This is a genomic window from Pseudomonas sp. IT-347P, from assembly GCF_949768005.1.
In the GTDB taxonomy this organism is placed as follows: domain Bacteria; phylum Pseudomonadota; class Gammaproteobacteria; order Pseudomonadales; family Pseudomonadaceae; genus Aquipseudomonas.
On sequence record NZ_CATKPQ010000044.1, the window covers coordinates 599,493 to 624,556 of the forward strand.

Annotated in this window: 18 protein-coding genes and 1 pseudogene; 11 read left to right on the forward strand and 8 right to left on the reverse strand. The window is 54.3% G+C overall.

All coding sequences use genetic code 11. The features are described from left to right. Positions 1-30: 30 nt before the first annotated feature. Positions 31-480: a YcgN family cysteine cluster protein gene (locus tag ACM6IV_RS19140; protein WP_414871190.1), complete on the forward strand. Its 450-nt coding sequence runs from the start codon at positions 31-33 to the stop codon at positions 478-480. 35 nt (positions 481-515) lie between these two features. Next, positions 516-1,745 carry a hypothetical protein gene (locus ACM6IV_RS19145; RefSeq protein WP_414871191.1) on the forward strand — a complete coding sequence of 410 codons (1,230 nt, stop codon included), beginning with the start codon at positions 516-518 and terminating at the stop codon, positions 1,743-1,745. A gap of 102 nt (positions 1,746-1,847) precedes the next feature. Here the strand turns inward: ACM6IV_RS19145 and ACM6IV_RS19150 are convergent, their stop codons facing one another. After that, positions 1,848-2,225: a DUF2892 domain-containing protein gene (locus ACM6IV_RS19150; RefSeq protein ID WP_414871192.1), complete on the reverse strand. Its 378-nt coding sequence runs from the start codon at positions 2,223-2,225 to the stop codon at positions 1,848-1,850. A gap of 81 nt (positions 2,226-2,306) precedes the next feature. Then, positions 2,307-2,777 carry an RNA methyltransferase gene (locus ACM6IV_RS19155; protein ID WP_007911337.1) on the reverse strand — a complete coding sequence of 157 codons (471 nt, stop codon included), beginning with the start codon at positions 2,775-2,777 and terminating at the stop codon, positions 2,307-2,309. 515 nt (positions 2,778-3,292) lie between these two features. Here ACM6IV_RS19155 and ACM6IV_RS19160 point away from each other — a divergent pair. The 6 genes from ACM6IV_RS19160 (at position 3,293) to ACM6IV_RS19185 (ending at position 10,516) form a co-directional block, all read left to right on the forward strand. Next, a complete protein-coding gene (locus ACM6IV_RS19160) occupies positions 3,293-4,783 on the forward strand; it encodes a sensor histidine kinase (protein ID WP_414871193.1) in 1,491 nt (496 codons plus the stop codon). A 617-nt stretch (positions 4,784-5,400) separates the two neighbouring features. Next, a complete protein-coding gene (locus tag ACM6IV_RS19165) occupies positions 5,401-6,846 on the forward strand; it encodes an ATP-binding protein (protein WP_414871194.1) in 1,446 nt (481 codons plus the stop codon). Positions 6,847-6,890: 44 nt separating this feature from the next. Further along, entirely contained in the window at positions 6,891-7,601 is a 711-nt protein-coding gene (locus tag ACM6IV_RS19170; protein ID WP_241000931.1) for an AraC family transcriptional regulator, read from the forward strand. Between the two features lie 250 nt (positions 7,602-7,851). After that, positions 7,852-8,382, forward strand: a complete 531-nt coding sequence (locus tag ACM6IV_RS19175) for a hypothetical protein (protein WP_122608974.1) — start codon at positions 7,852-7,854, stop codon at positions 8,380-8,382. Positions 8,383-8,569: 187 nt separating this feature from the next. Next, entirely contained in the window at positions 8,570-8,944 is a 375-nt protein-coding gene (locus tag ACM6IV_RS19180) for a response regulator transcription factor (RefSeq protein WP_414871195.1), read from the forward strand. A gap of 129 nt (positions 8,945-9,073) precedes the next feature. Then, positions 9,074-10,516: a catalase gene (locus tag ACM6IV_RS19185; protein WP_414871196.1), complete on the forward strand. Its 1,443-nt coding sequence runs from the start codon at positions 9,074-9,076 to the stop codon at positions 10,514-10,516. A gap of 242 nt (positions 10,517-10,758) precedes the next feature. On the opposite strand, the gene ACM6IV_RS19190 is transcribed toward ACM6IV_RS19185, so the two are convergent. From ACM6IV_RS19190 to ACM6IV_RS19215, 6 genes and pseudogenes are all read right to left on the reverse strand, one after another. Further along, the gene (locus ACM6IV_RS19190) at positions 10,759-12,297 is read right to left on the reverse strand and encodes a sensor histidine kinase (protein WP_414871197.1); all 1,539 of its coding nucleotides are present in this window, start codon (positions 12,295-12,297) and stop codon (positions 10,759-10,761) included. A 195-nt stretch (positions 12,298-12,492) separates the two neighbouring features. Further along, positions 12,493-12,831: pseudogene (locus ACM6IV_RS19195) on the reverse strand (hypothetical protein); the annotation flags it as partial. A gap of 430 nt (positions 12,832-13,261) precedes the next feature. After that, positions 13,262-14,461: an NAD(P)/FAD-dependent oxidoreductase gene (locus ACM6IV_RS19200; RefSeq protein WP_122608877.1), complete on the reverse strand. Its 1,200-nt coding sequence runs from the start codon at positions 14,459-14,461 to the stop codon at positions 13,262-13,264. Positions 14,462-14,663: 202 nt separating this feature from the next. After that, positions 14,664-15,038, reverse strand: coding sequence for a response regulator (locus tag ACM6IV_RS19205; RefSeq protein WP_205993892.1), 375 nt, complete (start codon positions 15,036-15,038; stop codon positions 14,664-14,666). A gap of 105 nt (positions 15,039-15,143) precedes the next feature. Beyond that, positions 15,144-15,791 (reverse strand): response regulator, encoded by a 648-nt coding sequence (locus ACM6IV_RS19210; RefSeq protein WP_122608878.1) that lies wholly within the window; start codon positions 15,789-15,791, stop codon positions 15,144-15,146. 324 nt (positions 15,792-16,115) lie between these two features. Further along, on the reverse strand, positions 16,116-17,054 hold the full coding sequence (locus ACM6IV_RS19215; protein ID WP_414871198.1) for a LysR substrate-binding domain-containing protein: 939 nt from the start codon (positions 17,052-17,054) through the stop codon (positions 16,116-16,118). Positions 17,055-17,554: 500 nt separating this feature from the next. Here ACM6IV_RS19215 and ACM6IV_RS19220 point away from each other — a divergent pair, with 500 nt between their 5' ends. The 3 genes from ACM6IV_RS19220 (at position 17,555) to ACM6IV_RS19230 (ending at position 25,023) form a co-directional block, all read left to right on the forward strand. Then, positions 17,555-18,298 carry an SDR family oxidoreductase gene (locus tag ACM6IV_RS19220; protein ID WP_122608880.1) on the forward strand — a complete coding sequence of 248 codons (744 nt, stop codon included), beginning with the start codon at positions 17,555-17,557 and terminating at the stop codon, positions 18,296-18,298. Between the two features lie 320 nt (positions 18,299-18,618). Next, a complete protein-coding gene (locus ACM6IV_RS19225; RefSeq protein ID WP_122608881.1) occupies positions 18,619-19,155 on the forward strand; it encodes a YbhB/YbcL family Raf kinase inhibitor-like protein in 537 nt (178 codons plus the stop codon). Between the two features lie 393 nt (positions 19,156-19,548). Beyond that, entirely contained in the window at positions 19,549-25,023 is a 5,475-nt protein-coding gene (locus tag ACM6IV_RS19230) for an AAA family ATPase (protein ID WP_414871262.1), read from the forward strand. Positions 25,024-25,064 lie beyond the last annotated feature (41 nt).

A 25,064-nucleotide genomic window follows, 5' to 3' on the forward strand; every position in this document is an offset into this window, starting at 1 on the left:
TTTTCACCACCTGATGTTGATGCTTGAGCCATGGCCGCCAAAGTCGAACCGTTCTGGAAACGCAAAACCCTCGATCAACTCGATCACGAGGAATGGGAATCGCTGTGCGACGGCTGTGGTCTGTGCTGCCTGCAAAAGCTCGAGGATGAAGAAGACAACAGCGTTTATTACACGCGCATCGCCTGCAAACTGCTGGATCTGAAAACCTGCCAGTGCAGCGACTACCCGAATCGCATCAAGTATGTCCCGGACTGCATCCAGCTCACCCCGGGCCAGGCGGAAGAGTTCAAATGGCTGCCGCCGACCTGTGGTTATCGCTTGGTCAGCGAGGGCAAGGATCTACCGTTGTGGCATCACCTGGTGTGTGGCGATCGCGACGCCGTTCATCATGAGCGGATTTCCCAGTCCGGGCGCATGCTCGCCGAGGGCAGCGTGCCGGAGGATGACTGGGAAGATCACCTGATTTTCCGCGCGGGCTGAACGCCTGCGGATTCAAGCTTTACCAAGGAGTGTGTATGGCTGTCGGATTGTCGCGAGCGTTGATGATTGCGCTGCTGGCGCTGAGCGCGCCGGCATGGGCGGCGAAAAAAGTCGATCTGGATTATCACGTGCGTCTGTTGCCGCAGAGCGATCAGGCCGAAGTACGCCTGACGCTGGCCAAAGGCGAGGCGGTGCGCAGTCTCGATTTCGATCTTGGCGACGGCAGCCATTACAGCGACTTCAAGGCCGACGGCCAATGGCTGCTGACCCCGGGCAAGCAAGCCCGTGGCGTGTGGCGCCCGAACAGTGACAAGGCCAGCCTGAGTTACCGCGTGAGGATCAGTCACGGGCGCAAGAACGGCAGCTTCGACACCCGCATGACCCCGAGTTGGGCGTTGATGCGTGGCGACGAATTGGTGCCACCGGCCAAACTCGATCAGCAGGACGGCACCGAACTGGTCGCGCGCCTGCAATTCGAATTGCCCGACGGCTGGAGGAGCATCGAAACCGCGTGGCCGCGCATCGGCAAGAACAAATTCCGCATCGACAACCCGTCACGCCTGTTCGACCGTCCAACGGGGTGGATGCTCGCCGGCCACCTCGGCAGTCGTCGTACGCGCCTGGGCGAAACCGAAGTCACCGTGGCCTCGCCACAAGGGCAAGGCATGCGCCGCATGGACGTGCTGACCTTGCTCACATTCGTCTGGCCGCAGGTGCAGGCCGTTTATCCCCGCCATCCGGCCAAACTGTTGATCGTCGGCGCCAACGACCCGATGTGGCGCGGCAGTCTCGGCGCCCATGAGTCCATCTATGTGAACACACGATTGCCGTTGGTCAGCGAAAGCGGCAGCAGCGCGCTGGTGCGCGAGCTGGCACAGGTGTTCGGGCGGATCAACGACGAGCAACGCAGTGACTGGATCAGCGAGGGCTTTGCCGAGTATTACGCCATTGAACTGGTGCGCCGTGCTGGCGGCATGAGCGATGACCGTTATCAGGCGTTACAGGCGAAACTGGCCAGGGATGGCCAGAAGGTCACGACATTGCGCGGCGAACAGATCAGCCCGGCGCAGGTGGCGAAAGCGGTGGTGCTGTTGCAGGAACTGGATGGCGAGATTCGCTTGAAGACGCGCAGCAAGCGCTCGCTGGATGACGTGTTGCGTGGGGCGATGCATTTGGGGACGGTGAGTACCAAGGAGTTTGTGCAACTGGCCGAGAGCGTGCTTGGCGAGTCCTCCAAAGTCCTTGATACCGCGTTACTTCAGTGACACCGCTATCGCGAGCAGGCGCATTCCTACAAGGGAACGCATTCCAAATGTAGGAGTGAGCCTGCTCGCGATAGGGCCATCAGCCCCACCGCGGATCTCGGATCAAACCCCGGCTTTCGGCGATTTCACCGAATCATTGCCGGTCACGGTAGCGGTGCCGGTCGCCGCCTCGGCGTTGGCCTTGAGCTTGCTCAGCTCTTCTCCGGCCCGTTCGATCTTGGCGCGCACGTTATTCATATCCTGACGGCTTTTCTCCAGCAGACTCTTCACCGAGCTATGCCCGGTAATTCCGCGAGCCATGGCCACGCCGCCAATCGCCACCTGAATCAAACCGAACACACCGCCACGGCGCAGGCCCTTGCCGACCATGATCACGCCGCCCGCCAGCGAGCCAACGCGCTCCCAGCCTTCGACGTTCTGCTCCGAACGGCTCTGGAACGGGGTGGATTCGATACGTTCGACACGTTTGAGTTCGGTCATGATCTTTCTCCAGGCAATGAATAATGGATAAACAAGCTGACTGCCAGAGCGGTCAGCTCGTTCCATCGGATATGCGACGCTTCAGCGGAATTTTGGCCCGGAGCGGGTGTTCAGACCCTTGGCCATGCGGTCGTAGAGCACGACGTTGACCGTGGCGGCGAGGTTCATGCAGCCGGTGGTCGGGATGTAGACGACGTCTTCGCACCAGTCGCGGATCTCTTTATCCAGCGAACCATCTTCCGGACCGAAGATGTACAGGGCGCGATCCGGATGCGTGTATTCCGGCAGCGGGCGGGCGCCTTCGACCAGTTCCACGGCGACCGGCACGCAGTTGAGCGGGAGGATCTTTTTCAGATCATCGATACCGATCAGCGGAATGTCGTAGTGCACGCGTTTGGTATCAGTGACGAAGTCGGCGGCGCGTTCATAACGCTTGCCGGTGTAAAACACCGAGGCCACGCCGTAGCAGCCTGCGGCGCGCATCACCGAACCGACGTTCTCCGGAGATTTTGGGTTATACAAACCAATGCAGCTGTACCGTTTATCTGCCACGAGCGGGGTGCCTTCGGGAAAAAGAGGGCGATTATACGGGGATTAGGGGAGGGCGGGCAGATTCGGCACCCGTGACGTCTCGTCAGACGCTATTGCGAAATAACGGTGGGCCGCGAGTGTTCGTTGTCGTGGTTCTGGAAGTGCATATAAAGAGTACGTGACGCCATCTTTACTGATGTTCGCCTGTCTGCAGAAACGGCACTGTCAAAGTGGCAATCCGCATTAAAAGTGCAGCAGGGTGACGTGATGTCGCTATTTGCCAGGTTGCACATAAAAATATTCTGCACCCATAACACTGCAAAGCAACAATCCTTGCGTAAGCGTTATCTGACGCGCGAGTTAGCGATGGCTTTTTTTTCGGGTTTTTTGTCCTAGCAGGCGTTGTGCCTGAGCTAATAGGATGCTGATCGACTATCGGCCTGCCGCTAGCACCCCTATGTACGCATGATCGGCCAGCTCTGGATCGCTTGCCAAATTTGCGCCGCGGACCTCGTCGGGACAGGAGTTGCAGTCTTATGTCTAATAACTCAATGAAAAGGATGACGAGCGTCTTCAGCGCTATTCGCCTCCAGTCACTTGAAAACCTGTTGATCGGGCTTATGGCACTCATCGTTGCCTTTGGGATATTTGGTGGCAGTGACAGCTATTTTGATTTCGCGACTACCCCGTTCTACATCGCCTTATTGCTGATGTCGGTCAACCTGCTGCCTGTCAATGGCGTGATCGCCACCTTGCTGTTGAGCATGCTGGTACTCGCGGCAATTTTCATCAGTGAATACGGCCCTGGTCGTTGGGAATCGGTAATGCCGTTTCTGCGCGACTTTTCTTTGCTCGCGGCGATCGTTGTCTTCGCACTGCGCAGTAAGCGGATTTCGGACAACTTACGGCACAATGAAGTTTACATGAGTGGCGCGCAGCGCTTGAGTCAGACGGGATGTCTCGGCTTTTGCGCAGATCTGGAGAAGATCGCCTGGTCGGAACAGTCGGCACAAATATTCGAGTACCCACCGAGTACATCTCCTACCGCTGCAATGATCCTGGCACGTACTCACCCCGAGGATGTGCAAGAAGTGCTGACCGGGTTCGAAAAGGCTAAACGCCGTGAAGCGATTATCGAAGTCAGCCATCGTCTGTTGATGCCCGATGGACGAGTTAAACATTTGCGCATGATCGCGACTCCGCTGTTCAAGCGGGGCAAACGCGTTGAATACCTGGGCGCGCTGATGGACGTGACCGCGATCAAACAGGCAGAGGCCGCACTCAGTCAAGCCCGGACCCAACTGGCCCATGTAACACGCGTAACGTCTTTAGGTGAACTCGCCACGTCTATCGCCCACGAAGTCAATCAGCCGCTGGCGGCGATAACCAGTAGCGGTGAGGCGGGTCTCAATTGGCTAAGTCAGCCCAAGCCCGACCTGTTCGAAGTGCGCAAGGCATTCGAGCGGATAATTGCAAGCTCAAATCGGGCGACCGAAATTACGCTCCGGGTCCGGTCCCTGTCACGCAAGACTGATCCACTGCGGCGCAACGAGTCGTTCAACGGCATCATCAACGAAACCCTTCTGTTGGTCAGGCACGAGCTCGCCCACCACAGGATTCGGACTCAGATTGAACTGACGTCTTTCGATGTGCCGATCAGTGCTGATCGCGTGCAACTGCAGCAGGTCATCATTAATCTGATTATCAACGCCTGCCAAGCAATGGACGAGGTCGCTGCATCTGAACGGAAGTTGCTGATTCGCAGCTGGATCAGTGATAAAGAAGTGGGCATAGAGGTGGCCGACAAGGGGATGGGTATCCCTGCCCATGTGCTGTCAAAATTATTTACGCCATTCTTTACTACCAAAGAAAAAGGTCTGGGAATGGGCTTGTGTATATGCCGTTCGATCATTGACTCCCACCAAGGTCGGATATGGGCGTCAAGTGTAGAGGGGCAGGGCAGTTCGTTTCAGTTTGCCTTGCCGTTGTTGACGCCTGTCGAAGCGGGATACGCATCGGCCATTTGATACAAGACATGACGGACCTATCCACGCTTCAGTCAGTTATTCTCCTGATTATTTTCAGCAAAACTCTTCTTTCAATTTAGCCAGCGTAAATCTGACACTCGCCTCGACTCGTATAGGGGCGGCGAGTTGCTCCATTGCCTGTGTACGATGGCAATCGCTTCCAGGTCCGCGGGCTCAATACTGCGGTATAAGGGTCTAATACTTAGGCATGTCCCATATGACCCAATATAGCAGTGTCAGTCATAATGACTTGGAATAATATGTCTCTCGTAACATGCCATCGTTTATACCTTGAGTTGGTCAGAAGGATGAGTCAGCAAAGCGGTTATTTGGTACATGCTAAATTCTTCATTTACGCCAGGTGTCTCTAAGTGAGGCTGATAAAGCGGGTGAAAGACGGCCTTGGATGACGTAACAACTTATTCCTTTCGCCCTGTGTAGGGGTGCCTGAAGATTATCCGAATATTTACACTGGTCGCTTCGATCCAAACCCCTGTAGGCGCCTCATAGTGACAAGGAATACTCCTGCTCAAGAGATAAACGTCGCCTGATAAATGCTCGTCTTGCAGCATCTATCCATACAAGTTGCCGCTCGTTAGCAGAATCTGGAAGAATAAATGTCTATCATAAAACGCTGGGAACCTTTCTTTTTGTCGGACGCCGTCGCCTGGATGGCTGCCATTGCCGTTGGCAGCATGATCTTTTTTACCAACGCATACCTTGATCTGGACGTCGCGCCAACGTTGTTCTACATAACTTTAGTGTTCATGTCGGCCAACATTTTTCCCATCTCGGTGTTTCTTTTCGTGGCGTTAGGCTGCGTGGTGATGTTGAGTGCCAGTTTTTTTGCAAATGAAGGTTATCTGGAGCACAGGCTCATTGCGGGCTTCATGCATTGCCTGATTGCCCTGACTACCATTACTTTGTTAGCCCTGCGTAGTAAAAAAACCAGCACCCTGTTGCGCCGCAACGAAGCGTTCTTCTTGGGTGCGCAAAAACTCAGTCGTACCGGCAGTGTCGGCATCATTATTGGCCGTGAAACAAGAGTGTGGTGGTCGGAAGAGTCTTCACGCATCTTCGAATACCCGTTGGACGTTAAACCGACAATTGCCCTGGTCAGAGCGCGTACTTATCCTGAAGACTTACCCATAGTCGATAAAGCTCTGGAACAGGCGGCAAGCCATCAGGATTCTATCGAGGTGGAACATCGGCTAGTCATGCCGGATGGACGCATCAAACATGTCCAGATGAATGCCAGTCCGCTATTCAAGCACGTCGGATATATTGAGTACGTCGGTGCATTGATGGATGTCACCGCCGCGAGGCAAGCGGAGGAAGCATTATTTCATTCACAGGCGAAACTTTCTCAGGTGACTCGACTCACCTCCATGGGTGAATTGGCCGCGTCGATAGCGCATGAAATCAATCAGCCTCTGGCGGCTTTGATAACCAGTGGCGAATGCTGTAAGCGCTGGATCAATCGTTCCGAACCCAATTTAGAGGAAGTACGGAAGTCGATAGACCGTATTATTCAGAATTCAGTCAGGGTGTCCGACGTCATTACCTGTATCAGGGCGCTATCGCGTCATAGCGAATCGCAGCGTACGCTCGAACAATTCGACGATATCGTGAGCGACTCACTGGCGCTCATGCAGCATGACATGACTTTTCATGAGGTTCGCTCGCAGATCCACTTGGACGCGCCGGGTGCATTGATCAGAGGCGATCGGGTTCAACTGCAACAAGTCATCATCAACTTGATAATAAACGCCTGTCAGGCCATGGCAAACGTACATGACAGAGCAAGAGTACTGCGCATCCACACTTCAGTAAAAGATTGTGAGGCCATGCTCGAAATAGCCGATTCAGGCGATGGTGTTTCCGCAGACATTCTTCCTTCGTTATTCGATCCGTTTTTCACGACCAAGCCCAGCGGGCTTGGCATCGGTCTTTCCATATGCCGGTCGATCATTGAGTTCCACGGCGGTCGTATCTGGGTCAGCAGCACTCTGGAGATTGGAACCCGGTTTATGTTTACGATCCCGCTGGAAAGAGAAACCTGATACGCATTACATACGAGTGGCTATGAAATACATGGAGATCAACCTTGGTTATAAAAGATCTGCCTCGCCGTCTTGAATACCACAATCCTTTGCGCACAAAGCCCCGCAACGTCATATTCGTGGCCTATGCGCAAATGGGACTCCTTGATTTGACTGGCGCCCAGACTGTTTTTTGGGCAGCCACTCGGAACCTAAATTCGCTCGGACTGCCTGGCTACGCCTTGCACACCGCAAGTCTGGCAGGAGGGGCGGTTCGTACAGGTGAGGGCCTCGTTGTACAAACCCAGCGCCTGAGTGAGTTGGTAGATGAGCCTATCGATACGCTGATAGTGCCGGGCTCTCCCCACATTCGGCAGGCCATTGTCGACAACGCGCCGCTGATCGACTGGTTGCGCCGAGCTTCAACCGCAGCGAATCGCACTACATCCATATGCAGTGGCGCATTTTTCCTGGGACGCGCCGGATTGCTCGACGGCCTGCGAGTGGCTACTCACTGGACGATGGCGGATCTATTCGAACGCGTGTTCCCGCAGGTTCAACTGGATCGTGAGGCTATCTATGTCCAGCAAGAATCAATATGGACTGCTGCCGGTGTGAGTGCAGGTATCGATCTGGCGCTGGCGCTGGTCGAAGCCGATCATGGTCGGAAGGTGGCGATGCAGGTTGCCCGTCACTTGGTAGTGTACTACCGGCGCCCGGACAATCAGCACCAATGGAGTCCACTGCTGCAATCGCAATATTCTTCCCACGTCTGAACAGACGCCTCAATGGTGTGATGTTGTGCTATGCAGACTTTGCAGCGTCTGTTATTGGCGCGAAGCTGTTATGCAAGTAAGGGTATTAAGCATTCATCGATGCTGATCGTCATACATTAGTATGAGAACCCTGACCCCATGTGCTAATTCGCCGACTGGAGGTAGGAGTGTTATCGAAGTCGCTTGGGGGTATTCTGATTAGATGGAATATCAACTAATCGCGCCGAGGCGCCACTATGAGACGGTTGCCATGAACGCTTTACACAAGATGTATATGGTTAGTCATCCGCTACGTATCAGTCGTTATGGCGCGCACACGTCTCTGTCCAGTCCAGAGCGCGTGGAAATCATCGATACAATGATGCAGGCCTTGGGCGCAGCGTTGAGCATTCTAGCGTCGCTTAAACAAAGTCAGGAGCAACTTCGCAACGTCAGCTTTCTGCCTCTACAAGATCTTGTTCGCAAATTACTACGGGAAAATATCGAATATACCGATTTTCTAGTGAGCGGTATTCGCGACTTGGGTGGTTATGCCGACGTCACCACTCTCTCGAGTTTGAAGGATGTTCCTGAGTCGAGGTGTTTTGCGGAGTGTCTGTTGATCATTAATCAAGAAGTACTCCGACTGGATGCAACTGACAGAATGTTTTGCGAGTACCGTCAATGTGCGTTTACCCATAAGGATAGCGCCAGCGTGCGTTACTTTGACCACTGTATTCGCCATACCGCGAGTTTCCTTGGATTGATCAGAAAACATCTCGTTGAGGGTGAAGCCTGGTAAAGGATACTTTGGGTTTTGTCATGCGCAATGGACAGGTAAGTGCTGGTCTATCCACTTTATGCTCATGTAAACAGCCGCTGTTATTGCCAGGGACAGCATTCGTAAATACAAACTATTCTAAATTTTTAGCGCATGTCTTGCGGATATGGTAAGCACTATAGTCGCACGCTAATGCACAGGTTTTTACATGTCTAACTCAGCAATTATTTCAGTCGTCGATGATGATGAGTTTATTCTTGTCGCATTGGACAGTCTGTTGCGCTCTCATGGCTATACAGTACATACCTACTCCGACGCGTTTGCATTCCTTGACTCCTGTGGTCCCGAACAAAGCGATTTTCTCATTTCAGATATCCAGATGCCTGGAATGTGCGGAGTGACAATGTATGAAGCATTGGCGGCTATGAATATTCATATTCCTACGGTTTTTATTACCGGAATGCCTGGCCCGCCACCGCAATTCAGCGCCAAGGTAAAGAAGCCTGAAGGTTATTTCGCTAAGCCATTCAATACCATTGCACTATTGACGTGCATAGAAAAAAGTTTGAAATTTCGTCTTTGAACCTGACGAATATCTACGTCGTTTGGCCATAAAACTTATTCGTCATTGTGATCAACAATTCTTTGACGAATTGTCTCGCGCTCGAATTATTCACTGTTCTCAACAAGGCATGATCTTAAGGAGCCCACCATGTCCGATAAAAAACTGACCTCGATCAACGGAGCCCCGGTTGTCGATAACTTCAATATACAGACAGCCGGCCGTCGAGGTCCGGCATTGCTGCAAGATGTCTGGTTGCTTGAGAAACTCGCGCACTTCGATCGGGAAGTGATCCCGGAGCGGCGCATGCATGCGAAGGGTTCGGGGGCCTACGGCACTTTTACGGTCACCCAGGATGTCACGCGTTACACCAAGGCTCGACTGTTTTCAGAAGTGGGTAAACAGACATCAATCTTCGCCCGTTTTTCGACCGTTGCGGGTGAGCGCGGCGCGGCCGATGCGGAGCGAGACATCCGTGGATTTGCCCTGAAGTTTTATACCGAACAAGGCAATTGGGACTTGGTCGGCAACAACACCCCGGTATTTTTCTTTCGCGATCCGCTCCGCTTCCCTGACCTTAACCACGCGGTGAAGCGAGACCCTCGCACCGGCATGCGCAGCGCACAAAGCAATTGGGACTTCTGGACTTCACTGCCTGAAGCCTTGCACCAGGTTACTATCGTGATGAGCGAGCGGGGCATCCCGCGCAGCTATCGGCATATGCATGGTTTTGGTAGCCACACCTTCAGTTTCATCAATGCCGACAATGAGCGGCACTGGGTCAAATTTACCTTCAGATCGCAGCAAGGGATACAAAACCTGAGCGACGAAGAGGCGCAAAATCTTGTTGGTCAAGACCGGGAAAGCCATCAGCGTGATCTATACGAAAGCATTGAGGCGGGTAACTTTCCGCGCTGGACGTTTTACATCCAGGTCATGTCCGAAGCCCAGGCGCAAGCTCACCCGGTCAACCCGTTTGATTTGACCAAGGTCTGGCCACACCAGGATTACCCTCTGATAGAAGTGGGTTATTTTGAATTGAATCGCAACCCGGAAAATGTCTTCGCAGAGGTCGAGCAAGCGGCGTTTGCACCCTCAAGCGTAGTACCCGGTATCGGTTTTTCTCCTGACCGTATGCTCCAGGCGCGGCTATTCGCTTATGGCGATGCCGCCCGTTATCGCTTGGGCGTCAATCATCACCAGATCCCGGTCAACGCCGCCCGTTGCCCGGTGCACGGTTTTCACCGTGACGGTGCCATGCGCGTAGATGGCAATTACGGCGGCCAGCTGGCGTATGTCCCCAACAGCGACAACGCCTGGGCAGATCAGCCGGAATGGCGCGAGCCGCCGCTGATGGTTACCGGTGCTGCGGGTCATTGGGACCATCGTGTGGACGAGGACCATTTCGAACAGCCAGGCAATTTGTTTCGCTTGATGTCGGCGAATCAAAAACAGACGCTGTTCGACAACACCGCGCGCGCGCTGAGCGGAGTGTCTGAGGTGGTGAGGCAGCGCCATATCGCGCATTGTACGCAAGCTGATCCTTCCTACGGTGAGGGCGTAGCCAAGGCTTTGGCGGAAATCGACGGGTAATACGGACTTTGGGAGCGGGCTCGTTCGCATCAGCGGCATGAGCGGCTGAGCGTCAGGAGTTCGCTCCCAGGTTTTGGTGGGTAGATCGTTCAGGTAACTGCACAGCTAAAACCGGTGAAAACGGCAACAGATCGTCTTCCCTGCCAGTTGTCGCCATTGGGCTGCCGATTAACCAAGTCAGAAAACATAGTAGCTGTGCATCCAGCCTGAAACCGTTCACTGTCGCGAATGCCAGAACCGCATCATCCCGGCGGTTGTGTTTCAGGCAACGAGAAGAAGAACGAGGCGCCGTTGCTCAAGTTACGCGCCCAAATCTTTCCGTCATGAAAATCAACAATGGACCGGCAGATCGATAAACCCATCCCCATTCCGCTTTCTCGAGTCGTGAAGAACGGCGTGAACAATGAAGGGAATGCATCGGCGTCTATCCCTGGTCCACCGTCTGAAACTTCAAGGGTAACCTCGTTCTGTATGACGGATGTTCTAATGCTCAGCAAACGGCGTGGTTGTTCGACACCACTCATTGCCTGGCATGCATTGATCAGCAAATTGATGAGGACTTGCTGAATCTGGATTCGATCAGCCAGTATCCAAGGGTTACCGGCGTCCAGGTCAATACACAGATTTACATGTTGGTGATTAATTTCATATTGCACCACGCCGAGCGTTTCTTTAATGATCTCGTTGATCTGCTCCGGCCGGCGTACTGGCTCGGTCTTACGTGCCAGTGCTCTGACCCGACTGATGACTTCACCCGCTCTAAGTGCGCAATCGTTGATCTGATTCAGCCCGCGCATGGCTTCGTGTATGTCGGGGTGAGCGCGGTCCAGCCAACGGCGACAACCATCGGCACTGCTGGTGATGGCGGTCAGGGGTTGGTTGACTTCGTGGGCGATTGAAGCCGTGAGCTCGCCTAACGTGGTGACGCGGCAGATGTGTGTGAGCTCTGCTTGAGTGCGGTACAACATCTCTTCCGCCTGGACCCTCTCGGTGATGTCCATCACTGCGCCGAGGTATTCGAAACTGTCATCCCGAGAGAACAGCGGGGTGGCGATCATATGCACATGTTTGATGCGACCATCCGGCATCAGCAGTCGATGGCGGATCTCGATCTGCGGCTCACGTCGTGCCGCACGTGCGAAGACATCCTGGACCTGTGCGTGATCTTCTGCAGGCGTACGCGCCAGCACCATCGCTTTGGATACAGGCATGTCCACCGGGTACTCGAAAATACGCGCGCTTTCGCCCGACCACGACATGAGCTCAGTCATGCCGTTGAAATTCACGCTGCCGGTGTGGCTTAAACGCTGAGCTCCAGTGAGGTAAATCTCGTTTAGATGCAGGTTGTCTGCGGCCTGCTTGGCGCGAGTTGCAAGAAAACCAATCGCAGACAATGCCGTAAGACAACGGACAAAACTGGTGAATGAATCCCAGTCCCGGTAGCCCTCGTCGACGAAAAACATCACCACAATGGTTGCCATGCAGATCAAGGACACACCCACCACGACTCGGATGGTAAAGACTTTGGCGGCCATCAGTAACAATGTCATGTAGATGACAGTGGCGGCGATATCTCGGTGGTGGGGCGAAGTGTTGATCACGATGATGCCGGCAGTGACGACCAGGCCGATGCCCCATGTCAGCCATGTCTCAAGGCGACGCTTGTCAGGACTGTTGACTGGCCGCGCACTGGCGTTCGTGCGGCGGTGGAATGTTAGGAAATACGAAAGCGGGTTCACACCCGCGCGCTTAACTTTCCTGGGGCAACCAGTATTGCTCATGCCGCAGCGCCATCCCTATTTTTAGAGTGTCAATCCAGGCGTGATTTCAAGAGTAGACAAAGTTGGCGTTAAACCATTTCCCGCTTTCATGCCGCTCGAAATTTCCAGCCTTGAACTCCTCGATCCATCACCACGTAAATTCGCCGGGTGATGGACCTCGGATCATTAATATGCGTGTCGACTCGTGTTATTCAGTCATCGGCAGGGGCCGCAAAAGTTACTGACTGCCGTATGGTTAATACCGGAATACCCCGTATCGGCAACCCGCACCTCCGTTGAGCTGCTATAGCCCGAATCCGCCAGTCGACTGGCACCCACGTGATCGGCACCGTCGCGGGCAACACGATTAGCCCCTACTCGATCGGCACCGTCGGCGGCAACGCGATTGGCTCCGACTCGATCGGCACCGTCGGCGGCGACGCGATTGGCTCCGACTCGATCGGCACCGTCGGCGGCGACGCGATTGGCTCCGACTCGATCGGCGCCATCGGCAGCAACTCGATTGGCACCTACTCGATCCGCACCATCGGCGGCGAGGCTATTAACGCCTACTCGATCGGATCCATCGGAGACAAGGCCCTCAGCATTCTCGGAGGAATGATCTCGACCGGTTCGCAATACATTGTTTCCCATGGTTTGCGCGCTTCCCTCTACTGCCCAACTGGTAACTGCAAATGTGCCGCCAACAGCTGAAATGGCCATCGAGAAAATCAAAGGTAATATTTTCATATCTACACCTGCAAATAAGTTAAATATTGAGTGCTGATGTTTTATTGCAGTGACAGTATTGATACTTGCAGTGGGTGTAATCAAATCCAACATGGTATATCTGATAATCAATTCGTATTAAGAGGTGATACGCCGGTATGTTTTTATCGGGCGCGGTTTCAAAAAAAAGCCTGGCCGAAGAAATTGGCCAGGCTAAAGAAGCAACTGTTATTACGCGATAGAGCCAGGCCGGTTATCAGGCCACAGGAATCAGCGGGTCTGCTGCTGACAACGCAGCTTTGCGTTCTGCGGCGGGTGGATAAATCCAGACAGAGTTGATGTTGTGTTTCAGTTCTTTGGCTTCCTCTTTCACCAGTTTCACCTGGCGATCCCAGCCCTCTGAATACACCGCGCCCCATTCACCTAAATCAACGCAGGTTACATATTTTGGCTGGCTGTAAGCGTTCGCAGGAACACCGAGCAAAGCTGCCGCGGCGTTGTTTCCGGCGTATCGACCCAGCGAAATGGCATGCTGACAGGACATGGCGGCGACATGACCATGGTCGTCGGTAGCGGCATAAGCGACGTCACCAGCGGCGTAGATATCATCTTGGCCAACCACTTTAAGGTTCGCATCGACATGCAGACGCCCAAGCGCATCACGCTCGCCTGCAATTTGCTCAGTGAGGGGACTTGCACGGAATCCGACAGTCCAGATTACCGTCTTCGATTCAATGCGACGACCATCTGAAAGAGTAACCCCTTCCGGATCGATGGCTGTAACAGAGGAGTCCAGGCACCATTCGATACCCAGGTATGCGGACGCTTGGGCGATTGAGCCACTTATATCTTCGCCAAGTGCCGCGCCGATTTTCGAGCCGCGGTCCACCACGATCACATTAATCTTGGTATTGGCCCCCAGTACGGCACGCAGGCGAGCCGGCATCTCCGTGGCTGTTTCGATGCCGGTGAATCCACCACCGCAAACCACGACCGTATTACGAGCTTCAGTATCAGGGTGGTTACCCAAGGCTTTGATATGGTCTTCGAGAAGGGCAGCGGTCTCGATCTCATCAACGTCGAAAGTATGTTCAATGCCTTGAATGTTGGGCCGGATCAGTCGGCTACCCGTCGCAAGTACCAACTTGTCGTAATTGATCGACGAGTGAATTCCGCGCGGCGTGCTGTACTCCACGCGTTTGTTCGGTGCATCAATTCCGTCAACCATACCCTGGATAAATGTGACGTTGACGGCTCCGAACAGCTCACTCAGGGATGCCTTCATCTCCTGGACATTCGGTTCATAGAAACGTGGACGAATACGTAGTTCCGGTTGGGGCGCGATCAGTGTGATCTGCACATCCGTAGAGCCATGCAGATCCAGCATTCGTGCGGCACTCAGTGCGCTCCAGACACCACCAAATCCAGCACCTAATACGAGGATATGTCGTTTCATTTTAAATTCCAGGGTCGTATGTGAAGAAAACGGTTCGTTTTTACTGGAAAGGCGACTCTAGACGGCTCGTTGCTTACAGTCATTGCCACGTTAGTTGGTTCTCGTAGTCATTAAGTTTTAGATGACTATACTTTCGTATATAAAGTGCGTGAGTGAGCAAGGCGATGCGCGCAACCCTTGAGGCGAAATGCTCTTGACACGTTTAATTGCTGGATTTAAGCGCTATGGCTAAACAACTGATGAGACTTTGCCCTTCGAACGGTTTGGACAAATAACAGCAAGCTCCAAGCTTAAAGGCAGCGAGGCGGGGCGCATCCTCTGCGGACGCGGTAATAAAAATCACTGGAATCAAATATCCCTGCTCCAGAAGGTGCTGGTACATCTGTAATCCGTTCATGCCGGGCATCTGTATATCGGACACTATGCAATCCATCGAAACGATAATGTCCGAATTCAGGAAGGTTTCGGCGTTTTCATACAGATGCACAGAATAGCCATATGAACGCAGCAGGCTGTCGAGAGATGAACGTACGTTGTCGTCGTCATCGATGATGGCTATTGTTTGGCGGGTTACCAATTTGCGCGCCTTCCAATGATGGTCATGGTCAAGTCCGCTGACTGTCCCTTTTCACACCTTACCCCCTGTTTGCTTATCCTTAATTAATACCTGGGTATATAAATTTTATTTCTTATGGCTCAATTTCAGGGTTTCCGCCATGCGGACCAATTCAGCAAAGGTCTTGGCGCGCATTTTCTTCATGACATTCGATCGATGAATTTTCACAGTGATCTCGCTTAGACACACTTCACTGGCAATTTGCTTGTTCATCAAGCCAGAAGCGGCCATGGCCATGATCTCCTGTTCACGGCTGCTCAATGTTCGATAGCGGCTACTCAGCTCAGCCATGCTTTTGTTTGCCTCGCGTTGTTCCGCATCTTTGCGAAGGGCTAATCCTACGGCATCGAGCAAGTCCTGTTCGCGAAACGGTTTGGCCAGGAAATCCACCGCACCGGCCTTCATTGCTTTGACCGACATTGCAATGTCGCCATGCCCCGTCATGAACACAATGGGGAGCGTCTCTTCGGATCTGGCAAGCTGATTCTGAAAATCCAGTCCGCTGATGCCTTGCAGTCTGACATCGAGTACCAGACAACTGTTGAGTTCGGGCCGTTTGAAATTAAGAAACTCAGCCACCGATGCAAAAATTTCAACGCGGCAGCCAATAGAGCGCAACAAACTACTCAAAGACTCCCTTAAAAGCTGATCGTCGTCGACGATATAAACGCAGGAAGTATCATTCACCACTGTGCTGGTCAACTGACTGGTCATCGCAGAGTGTCCATTGGTCTTGTGCTGCAATTGGGATTAACTCCTCATGGAGTGGTCGCCACGTCCTGTGCGAGCGCGAAGTCACGCTGAAGGCTTAAGCTGTCTACGCACAGGGATAGCGTTGGGTACAGCGACCCACGGTAATGTTAAGAGCAACCCCGCATAGTGGGTATGACTAAAATCCCAGAGTTTCTGCCAAGCTATGAGCGTTGCGTCGAATCAAGTTATGAAGACGGCTCAGCGTCAGTGCAAACTGGTGGATTGGGCATGTCGGCGCAACTGGTGAGCGGACGCAAGTGCCGTCCAAAGTTTCAATCTCACCCTTCAAGCGGCGACGATAGAAAACAGTCGACGGCTGCTATCGCTCAAATACTCGCTGAAGCGTGAGCGCAACCAACGTTCGGCCGGGTCATTGTCGGCGACAGCACGCCAGACCATCGACAATTCCAGCGGGCTTATTTCAAACGGCAGAGGGTCGGCTCTTATGCCTGCGCAGGTGGCCATCGCTTTCGCGACATAGTCGGGCACGACTGCCACGAGGTCACTATCGGCCAGCAGCACCGCTAACGCACTGAATTGCGGGACGTCGAGTAAGACAAGACGGGTGCGATTTATCTGGTTCAGTACTCGATCAACATCGTTGATCAGACTGCTCATGGACGATATGGTCGCGTGGGGGCGTCTGCAGAATTCATCGAGGTTCAACACTTCACCACCCAAGTCGGCTCGTAGTGCCATGAACTTGATCATTCTTAGACATTTACGTTTGGACGTGGCGGGCAACTCACAGGTATGACTGATGCCGACTGATATTTCTCCGCTGACTAACAAATTCGACATGTGGCTACAGTTCGTACGATGAACTACCAATTTCACCCCGGGTGCCTCAGTTCTCAGATGACGCAGGAACATCGGCAGCAGACCATATTCGACGTCGTCAGACAGCCCGATATGAAATGTGCTGTTGCTTTCAGCGGGATCAAAGTCGGCGACCTGGCTCAGCGTGGTTGCAATGGTGTCAAGCATGGGCGTGAGTAGTTCATGCAGATCCGCAGCGCGTGCGGTCGGCTCCATGTAGCGTCCATTGCGAATGAATAATTGGTCGTCAAACATGACTCTCAAGCGCGCCAACGCACTACTGACTGCAGGCTGCCCAAGAAAAAGTTTCTCACCGACGCGGCTCACATTCCGCTCGTGCATCATCGCTTCAAAGATGACGAGAAGGTTCATATCTGTTCGACGCAGGTCATTTCGACTAAGCATTTCAACCTCTTGGGCATATAGCCGCGGGAGTGAGATGGATAGCCGCCTGAACGTTTGAAACTATGAATCCCTTACAGGTCCCGTATCGCGGCATGGTAATACTTTAACGATGCCCGGACGCGCTGTCGTTTATGCACGAGTCCATGGGTTTAGTGCACTGGTGTGCCTGCGCCATACCGATGTATACCTTGCGATCAATTACGTACATACCAAGTCTCGCCCGCTCCCATTCTGGCTTGTCGGCAATAAATTCCGAGTTTCAACATTTTGCGGCATCTGTGTACTTTTCCAGGAGGTCGATGCAATCCAGCGGTATGTGAAGCGGTTGCGCCGCTGATAGTCAATATGACTTCATGTTGTCATAACGACTGCCAGCGGGATCTGGTCAAACTGACTACTACGACTGAAATTAGTCCATTTCACGCACATTGTTGCGTGGCACGATTTTTGTTGTAGCACCAGTGCGAAGTATTCGACCCACCGCAGAAAAAGGAAATGAGATGAATAGCGAATTCACTAACCGACTGGCCGTAGTCACTGGCGCTAGTTCTGGAATTGGTCTAGTGCTCACGGAGAGTTTGCTCAGTGCCGGCGCGTCCGTCATTGCGATGGCGCGTAACCCCGGAGGACTTGAAAAACTGCAAGGCTTGTATGCGGACCAACTGCATCGGGTGCCAGGTGATGTGACGAAAGCGTCCGATCTGGAGCGTTTAAGTGCTTACGCGAAGGGGGTAGCGCCAGTGGACTTTGTAGTGCCAAATGCCGGCGTGGCTATGGTGGCATCCGGTGCGGACACGGCAGCGTTCGATCAACTCTGGGCAGTGAATGGCGCCGGTGCATTAAATACCCTGACTGCACTCAGTGACCAGTTGGCAAAGCAGGCATCGGTGGTATTTATCGGTACTTTCCTGTCGCGCCTGGCTTTTCCGGGACTTGCCGGATACATCGCGTCGAAAACGGCTTTGATCAGTCACGCACGCACCCTGGCGGTGGAACTTGCAGCCTCGGGTGTGAGGATTAACGTCGTCTCGCCTGGACCCACTGCAACGCCAATCTGGAAGACCTTGGGAATGGAGGACTCAGAACTTGCGGAGGTGGCAGACTCCGTCAACCGTCGTCTGCTTGATGGAACATTCCTCGACCCGAGGGCGGTAGCCGACGTGATCATGTTTCTGCTTTCACGAAATGCGCGAAGTATCTACGGGCAGGAAATCGTTGTCGACGGTGGATATACATTGGGCTAGATGAGGGGGAGCTTTTGAGGGCAAGTACGCCGTTTCATTTTGAAAGGTAGCGGCGCCGCTGCATACGCCTGGAGAGTCGAGATGTGTTGGTTTTAAGAGGCGTAAGGCTGTCGTCACTGACTGAATCTGCGTGAGGCTTGAGTTACACACCGTCAGTGCCAGATGCTTTGGTATGTTGAAATCACACCTTTGGTGGGCTGGGTACTACTTAAGCGGTAAGGCTTGATCCAGAGAGTTTAAAAGGATGTTCTACTGGATAAGTGCCTCTTGGTGGCGTCCCGCTTAACGTTGCAAGTGTTAAGCCACCAAATGAGGTCATGATGAAGATCAAGTTAATTGCATTAGCCCTTGGTTTAAGCATCTCACTTGCCAGCAACGCTGCTGAATTTTCTCTGACAAGTCGGGATATTGCTGACGGCCAGCCACTCACGGAGCGCGAAGTCTTCGATGGTTTCGGCTGTAAGGGAAAAAACATTTCCCCTGAGTTGTCCTGGGACAACGCGCCGGCAGGTACGAAAAGTTTCGCTGTCACTGTCTACGATCCGGATGCCCCGACAGGCAGTGGCTGGTGGCACTGGACGGTCGTCAATATACCGCTCTCCATTAAAAGTTTACCCAGTGGCGTAACTCACCTCCCGGCAGGTGCAGTCCAGGGGCGGACTGACTACGGCCAATCGGGATATGGCGGCGTTTGTCCGCCAACAGGTGACAGGCCGCATCATTACCAATTCACCGTTTGGGCATTGAAAGTGGAAAAGTTATCGCTGGATGCCCAAGCCAGTGGTGCGCTCGTGGGCTACATGCTTAACGCCAATGTTCTTGCCAAAGCGACTGTTACCCCTATTTACGGGCGATAGTTTCAGAGGCATGCATGTTGTCGAACTTCCGGACCCCGCTCACTCGCCGCGTTATCGACGCTGCACGCTTCCTGATCGACAGCTTTGGCGTTTGCTGCGTACTTACGGTTGTCGCCTGCGCTGGCATAAAAACTGGGGATTGTGTCGTAGCTTGATGGTTCATCGCAGCGCTAATCTGTTTCGAGCAAATGCATGCGTGAACGAGGATTGTCGGGCCGAATCGCAGGCTTACCCTTCACTTTATGGCGATATACCGGTGTGCCAATGGCACATGACCGACGCGACCAATATTCACTGGGCGGTTACATCGTTAGTGCAACACCGGATCTGCCAGTCCGATCGTTCCAGGCAGTGAATTGAAAATACGAATGGGTCTGCGACGTGATGAACAACCTGCAAATATTGTGGAACGACGGCGAGCGCGTCTTGTATCGCACTGCACAGGCCAGCGACGGTGCAACCCGCCTGATTGTCAGGGCGGCTTCAGAACAACCACTTCCGGTCAGCCTTGAGCGCTTCAGCCACGAGTTCGCTTTGAAGGAGCAACTGGACAGCGCTTGGGCAGCAGTACCGCTGGAGTTCGTGCGTGACGGTAACCGGACTCATTTGGTGCTGGATGATCCGGGTGGCGACACCCTTGCTCGATTGCTGACCGGTCCCATGGACATTCACCACTTTTTGCGCCTGTCCGTGAGCATCGCGGTGGTCCTGGGCATGCTGCATCGGCGTGGTCTTGTGCATAAAGACCTGAAGCCTTCGCATATCCTGGTGAATTGCAATGATGGAGAGGCTCGGCTGACGGGCTTCGGCCTGACCTCACGCTTACCACGAGAGCGGCAAGCCCCTGAGCCTCCCGAGACGATCGCGGGCACCTTCGCCTACATGGCGCCTGAGCAGACTGGCAGAATGAACCGTTCAATCGACTCACGCACTGATCTGTATGCGCTGGGCGTCATCTTGTACGAAATGCTCACCGGTTCGCTGCCTTTCACCGCTGCCAATCCCATGGAGTGGGTGCATTGTCATATCGCCAAAAACCCTACAGCACCCGGCAAACAACTGAGCACCATTCCAGAAGCGATCTCACGGATCGTCATGAAGCTGCTGGCGAAGACTGCAGAGGATCGATATCAAAGTGCTGCGGGTGTCGAGTTTGATCTGCGCCGCTGTTTGTCAGACTGGCGGCACCAGCATTGCATCGGCTGCTTCAAACTGGACAAACACGGCGCCTTTGATCGCTTGCTGATTCCCGAAAAACTCTACGGGCGCGAGTCTGAAGTAAAAACGCTGGTGGCGTCTTTTGACCGAATCGTCAGCGGCGGACCGCCCGAGCTCGTGTTAGTCACCGGGTACTCTGGCATAGGTAAATCCTCGGTCGTCAACGAGCTGCATAAGGTGCTTGTGCCTTCCCGGGGACTGTTCGCTTCGGGCAAATTCGACCAGTACAAACGCGATGTTCCCTATTCGACCCTGGTACAGGCTTTCCAGGGGCTGGTGCGGACACTCTTGGGCAAAAGCGATAGCGAGCTCGCTGACTGGCGCAAAGTGATATCTGCGGCACTCGATCCCAATGCGGCGCTGATCACGGAACTCATTCCCGAGTTGAAACTTATCATTGGCGAGCCGGCTCCTGTTCCGGAGCTTGAAGCTCAGCAGGCGCAGCGACGTTTCATGGCCGTTTTCCAACGTTTCATCGGTCTGTTTGCTCAAGCAGAACACCCGCTGGCGTTGTTTCTCGATGATCTGCAATGGCTCGACGCTGCCACCCTCGATTTGCTTGAACATCTCCTGACGAGCCGGGATTTACGGCATCTGATGATTATCGGCGCCTACCGCAACAATGAGGTGGATGCGGCCCATCCTTTGAACGGCAAGCTTCAAGCCATTCGCGGTGCCGGCGTCAGAGTCGACGAGATCATTATTTCGCCTCTTGTCCGGGCCCAGATCGTCCGATTGCTGGCCGAAGCCCTGCAGTGCGAATCAGAGCGGATCGAACCCTTGGCTCAGCTGGTGCAGGAAAGGACAGCCGGCAACCCGTTCTTCGTGATTCAGTTTCTCCAGACCCTGGCGGATGAGCAGCTGCTGACCTTCGATCATGACACGCTGCAATGGCAATGGGACGCCCGTCAAATTCATGCCAAGGGTTACACGGATAACATTGTGGACCTGATGGTTGGCAAACTGTCACGACTGCCTGTTGAGACCCAGCAGGCGCTGCAGCAAATGGCTTGTCTGGGCAACGTTGCCGACATCACCACACTTTCGACCGTCCTTGACCTTCTGCCAGCGCAGGTCCATGGGGTGTTGTGGGCTTCGATCCGGCAGGAGCTGGTCGTGCGCACTGATGACGCTTATGCATTCACCCACGACCGGATTCATGAAGCTGCGTATTCGCTCACACCCGCCGTCGGACGTGCTGAAGCGCATTTGAGGATTGGCCGGCTGCTCGCTGCACAGACTGAACCGCAATCCCTCGACACGGCCATTTTCGACATTGTCGGCCAGTTCAACCGCGGGGTTACGCTGATCAGAGATCAAGACGAGCGCGAGCAACTGGCCGAGTTGAACTTGATGGCCGGCCGGCGCGCGAAGGCGTCGACGGCCTTTAACTCGGCGCTTGCCTATTTCACCGTTGGTGCTCAGCTCCTCGACGAAGATGGATGGACGAATCGGCAGGCGCTGAAATTTGCTCTGGAGCTTTCTCGAGCCGAATGCGAGTTCTTGACGGGGCAGACGATTGCAGCCGAAGAACGGCTGATGGCGTTATCGCACAGAGCGACGACGGTGGCTGAGCGCGCTTCGCTTACTTGTCTGCAAGTAGAGGTTTATCTGATCCTCAATAAGAACGAACAGGCAGTCACCGTGTGCCTGGACTTCCTGCAACATGTGGGGATTGTCTGGTCACCTCGTCCCGGTGATGAACAGGTCCATGATGAATATCAGCGCATCTGGTCAATGCTTGGCGAGCGCAGAGTCGGCGCACTCATCGATTTGCGCCCCATGGAGAACACGGTTGCTCTTTCCACCGTGCAGGCCTTGACCACGGTATTCTCGCCCGCTCTCAACTTTGACAGGAACCTCGCCTGTTTGACGGTCTTCAAGGTGATAACGCTGAGCCTGGAACACGGCAATGCCGATGCCTCGTGCATGGGATATGCAAACTTCCCGAGAGTGGCGGGGCGGTTGTTTGGCAATTACGGCGCTGGGTTGGAGTTCGGCCAGCTGGGATGTGATCTGGTCGAGCGGCGCGGACTGGAGCGTTATCAAGCGCGCACGCTGTTGTGTTTTTCCCTTTTCGTAGCACGTTGGGCGCAACCGGTGCGCACCTGCGCAGACCAACTCAGAGAGGCATTCGACGCGGCAAATCGCAATGGTGATTTTGCGTATGGCGCCTTCGCCTGCAATAGCCTCATCTCCAATATGCTGTTTAGTGGTGATCCGCTCGCTGAAACCCTGCATGCCGCTGAACACGGCCTGGCCTACGCACAAAAGATGCGCTTTGGTCTGGTCATCGGTTTTCTGGAAAGCCAGATTGCGTTGATCCGCATGCTTCGTGGTTTGACGCCGGTGTTTGGCTGCCTGGATGGCGGGCAGTTTGCCGAGGACCAAACCGAGCGGGGTCTTGCCGACAACTCCAACCTGCTTGTTTGCTGGTACTGGATACGGAAGCTGCAGGCACGCTACCTCGCCGGTGACCATGTGGCAGCCCTGGATGCCGCGTTGAAGGCCCGGCCGTTCCTGTGGGCCTCGCATTCTTTCCTCGAGGAGGCTGAATATCACCTCTACGCCGCTCTGACGATAGCGGCGCTTTACGACGCGGCTTGCAGCATTGAAAAACGCCGCTACCTGGACAGCCTGGGAGGGCATTACCGAGAGCTTCAGATCTGGGCGGATTTGTGCGCACGGAACTTCGCAAGCCACACGGCCCTGGTGGCTGCCGAGATCGCCCGGGTGGAAGGGCGTACTGCTGACGCCGAGCAGTTCTATGAGCAGGCCATTGAAGCTGCCCAGGACTGCGGATTGATCAATCTGGAGGCGCTGAGCAACGAACTGGCTTCACGTTTCTACGCCGATCGAGGGCTTCAGAAAATATCCCGGCTACTCCTTATCGAGGCCCGCCATCGGTATCAGGCTTGGGGAGCCGAGGGTAAAGTCAGGCAACTTGAAGACTGTTTTCCGCTGTTGAGAGCGGAGGCCGCTGCGTTTATGCCTACCGTCACTGTCACCACTCAGGTGGAGCATCTCGACCTTGCCACAGTACTCAAGGTGTCTCAGGCGGCATCGGGCGACCTGGTGCTGGAGAAGCTGATCGACACGGTCATGCGCACCGCCCTTGAGCAGGCCGGTGCCGAGCGCGGCCTGCTGATTCTTTCGCGAGGGGGCGAACATCGCGTGGTGGCGCAAACGACTGTAGAAGACGACGTCACGCAGCTTGGTGATGCACCGGCGAGCGCGGATCTTCTACCCGAGTCGGTGCTTAATCAGGTTTTGCGAACCCGAGAGACCGTTTCCATCCCCGATGCCGAAGCGGATCCGTCCTTTGCCGGCGACCCCTACATTCGCACTGCCGGGGCCCGATCAATTCTGTGTCTACCGCTGATGGTTCAGACCCATTTCACTGGCGTGCTTTACCTGGAAAACAATCTGGCCGCCCGGGTATTCGACTCCACACGGATAGCGGTACTCAAACTGGTCGCATCGCAAGCCGCTGTCTCGTTGGAAAACGCGCGTTTGTACAGAGACGTCGCCGAGCGCGAAGCAAAGATTCGACGCCTTGTGGATGCCAACATCATCGGAATCGTGTTCTGGAATATCAACGGCACAATCATTGAGGCCAATGAAGCGTTTCTGCGGATGGTGGGGTATGAGCGAGAGGAACTTTCTCTGGGCCAGGTCCGCTGGAGAGATCTGACGGCACCTGATTTTCGCGAAGCGGCTGAACAGGCATTACTTGAAGCGCTGGCACATGGATACGCGCCGCCCTATGAAAAAGAGTACGTCAGGAAAAATGGCAGCCGCGTCCCGGTAATTGTGGGGCTGGCAATGTTCGACGCGAAGAGCGAGGAGGGGGTGGCTTTTGTCCTCGATCTGACGGAGCGAAGGAGGGCGGAATCAAGGATTCAAGAAAGCGAGCGACGCTACCGCGAAGTGCAGACGGAACTTGCCCACGCCAACCGCGTGGCGACAATGGGTGAACTCGTTGCCTCGATCGCTCATGAAGTCAGTCAACCGATCGCCGGGACGCTGAACAATGTGGCAGCGGCTCAGCGCTGGCTTGAGCGTCAACCTCCAGATCTGCATGAGGTCGACCTGGCGCTCAAACGTATTCTGAAAGACGGGGAGCGTGCAGCCGCTGTGCTCAATCGCATTCGCGGTCTGATCCGCAAGGCTCCCCCTCAAACTTGCGCGGTGGACATTAATGCGTGCATTTCTGAGATGGTGGATCTGACCCGTAGCCAGGCCCACAAGAACGGCACCTTGATGCAGGTGCGGCTAGCCGGCGACTTGCCGTTTGTTGAAGGGGACCGGATTGAGCTTCAACAAGTGCTGCTTAACTTGATCGTCAATGCGCTTGAGGCGATGAATCTGGTGGTCGATGGTGAACGTCGAATTTTTGTGGATTCAGCATGGCAGGACTGCGGCCACGTGGTTGTCAGCGTGACGGATTCGGGGCCAGGATTCGTGGCTTCGAGCATTGAGCAAATATTCACGCCTTTTTTTACCACCAAAGCGACAGGTCTGGGCATGGGCTTGTCGATCTGTCGCTCAATCATCGAGGAGCATGGAGGGCAACTCTGGGCACGTGCGGAACAACCTCGGGGAGCAACTATCCAGTTTTCCTTACGGCCTTACGTCGAGGACGTTTGACCCGGCGCGGGCACCAACGCATCACGTGCCGGATCGTCTTC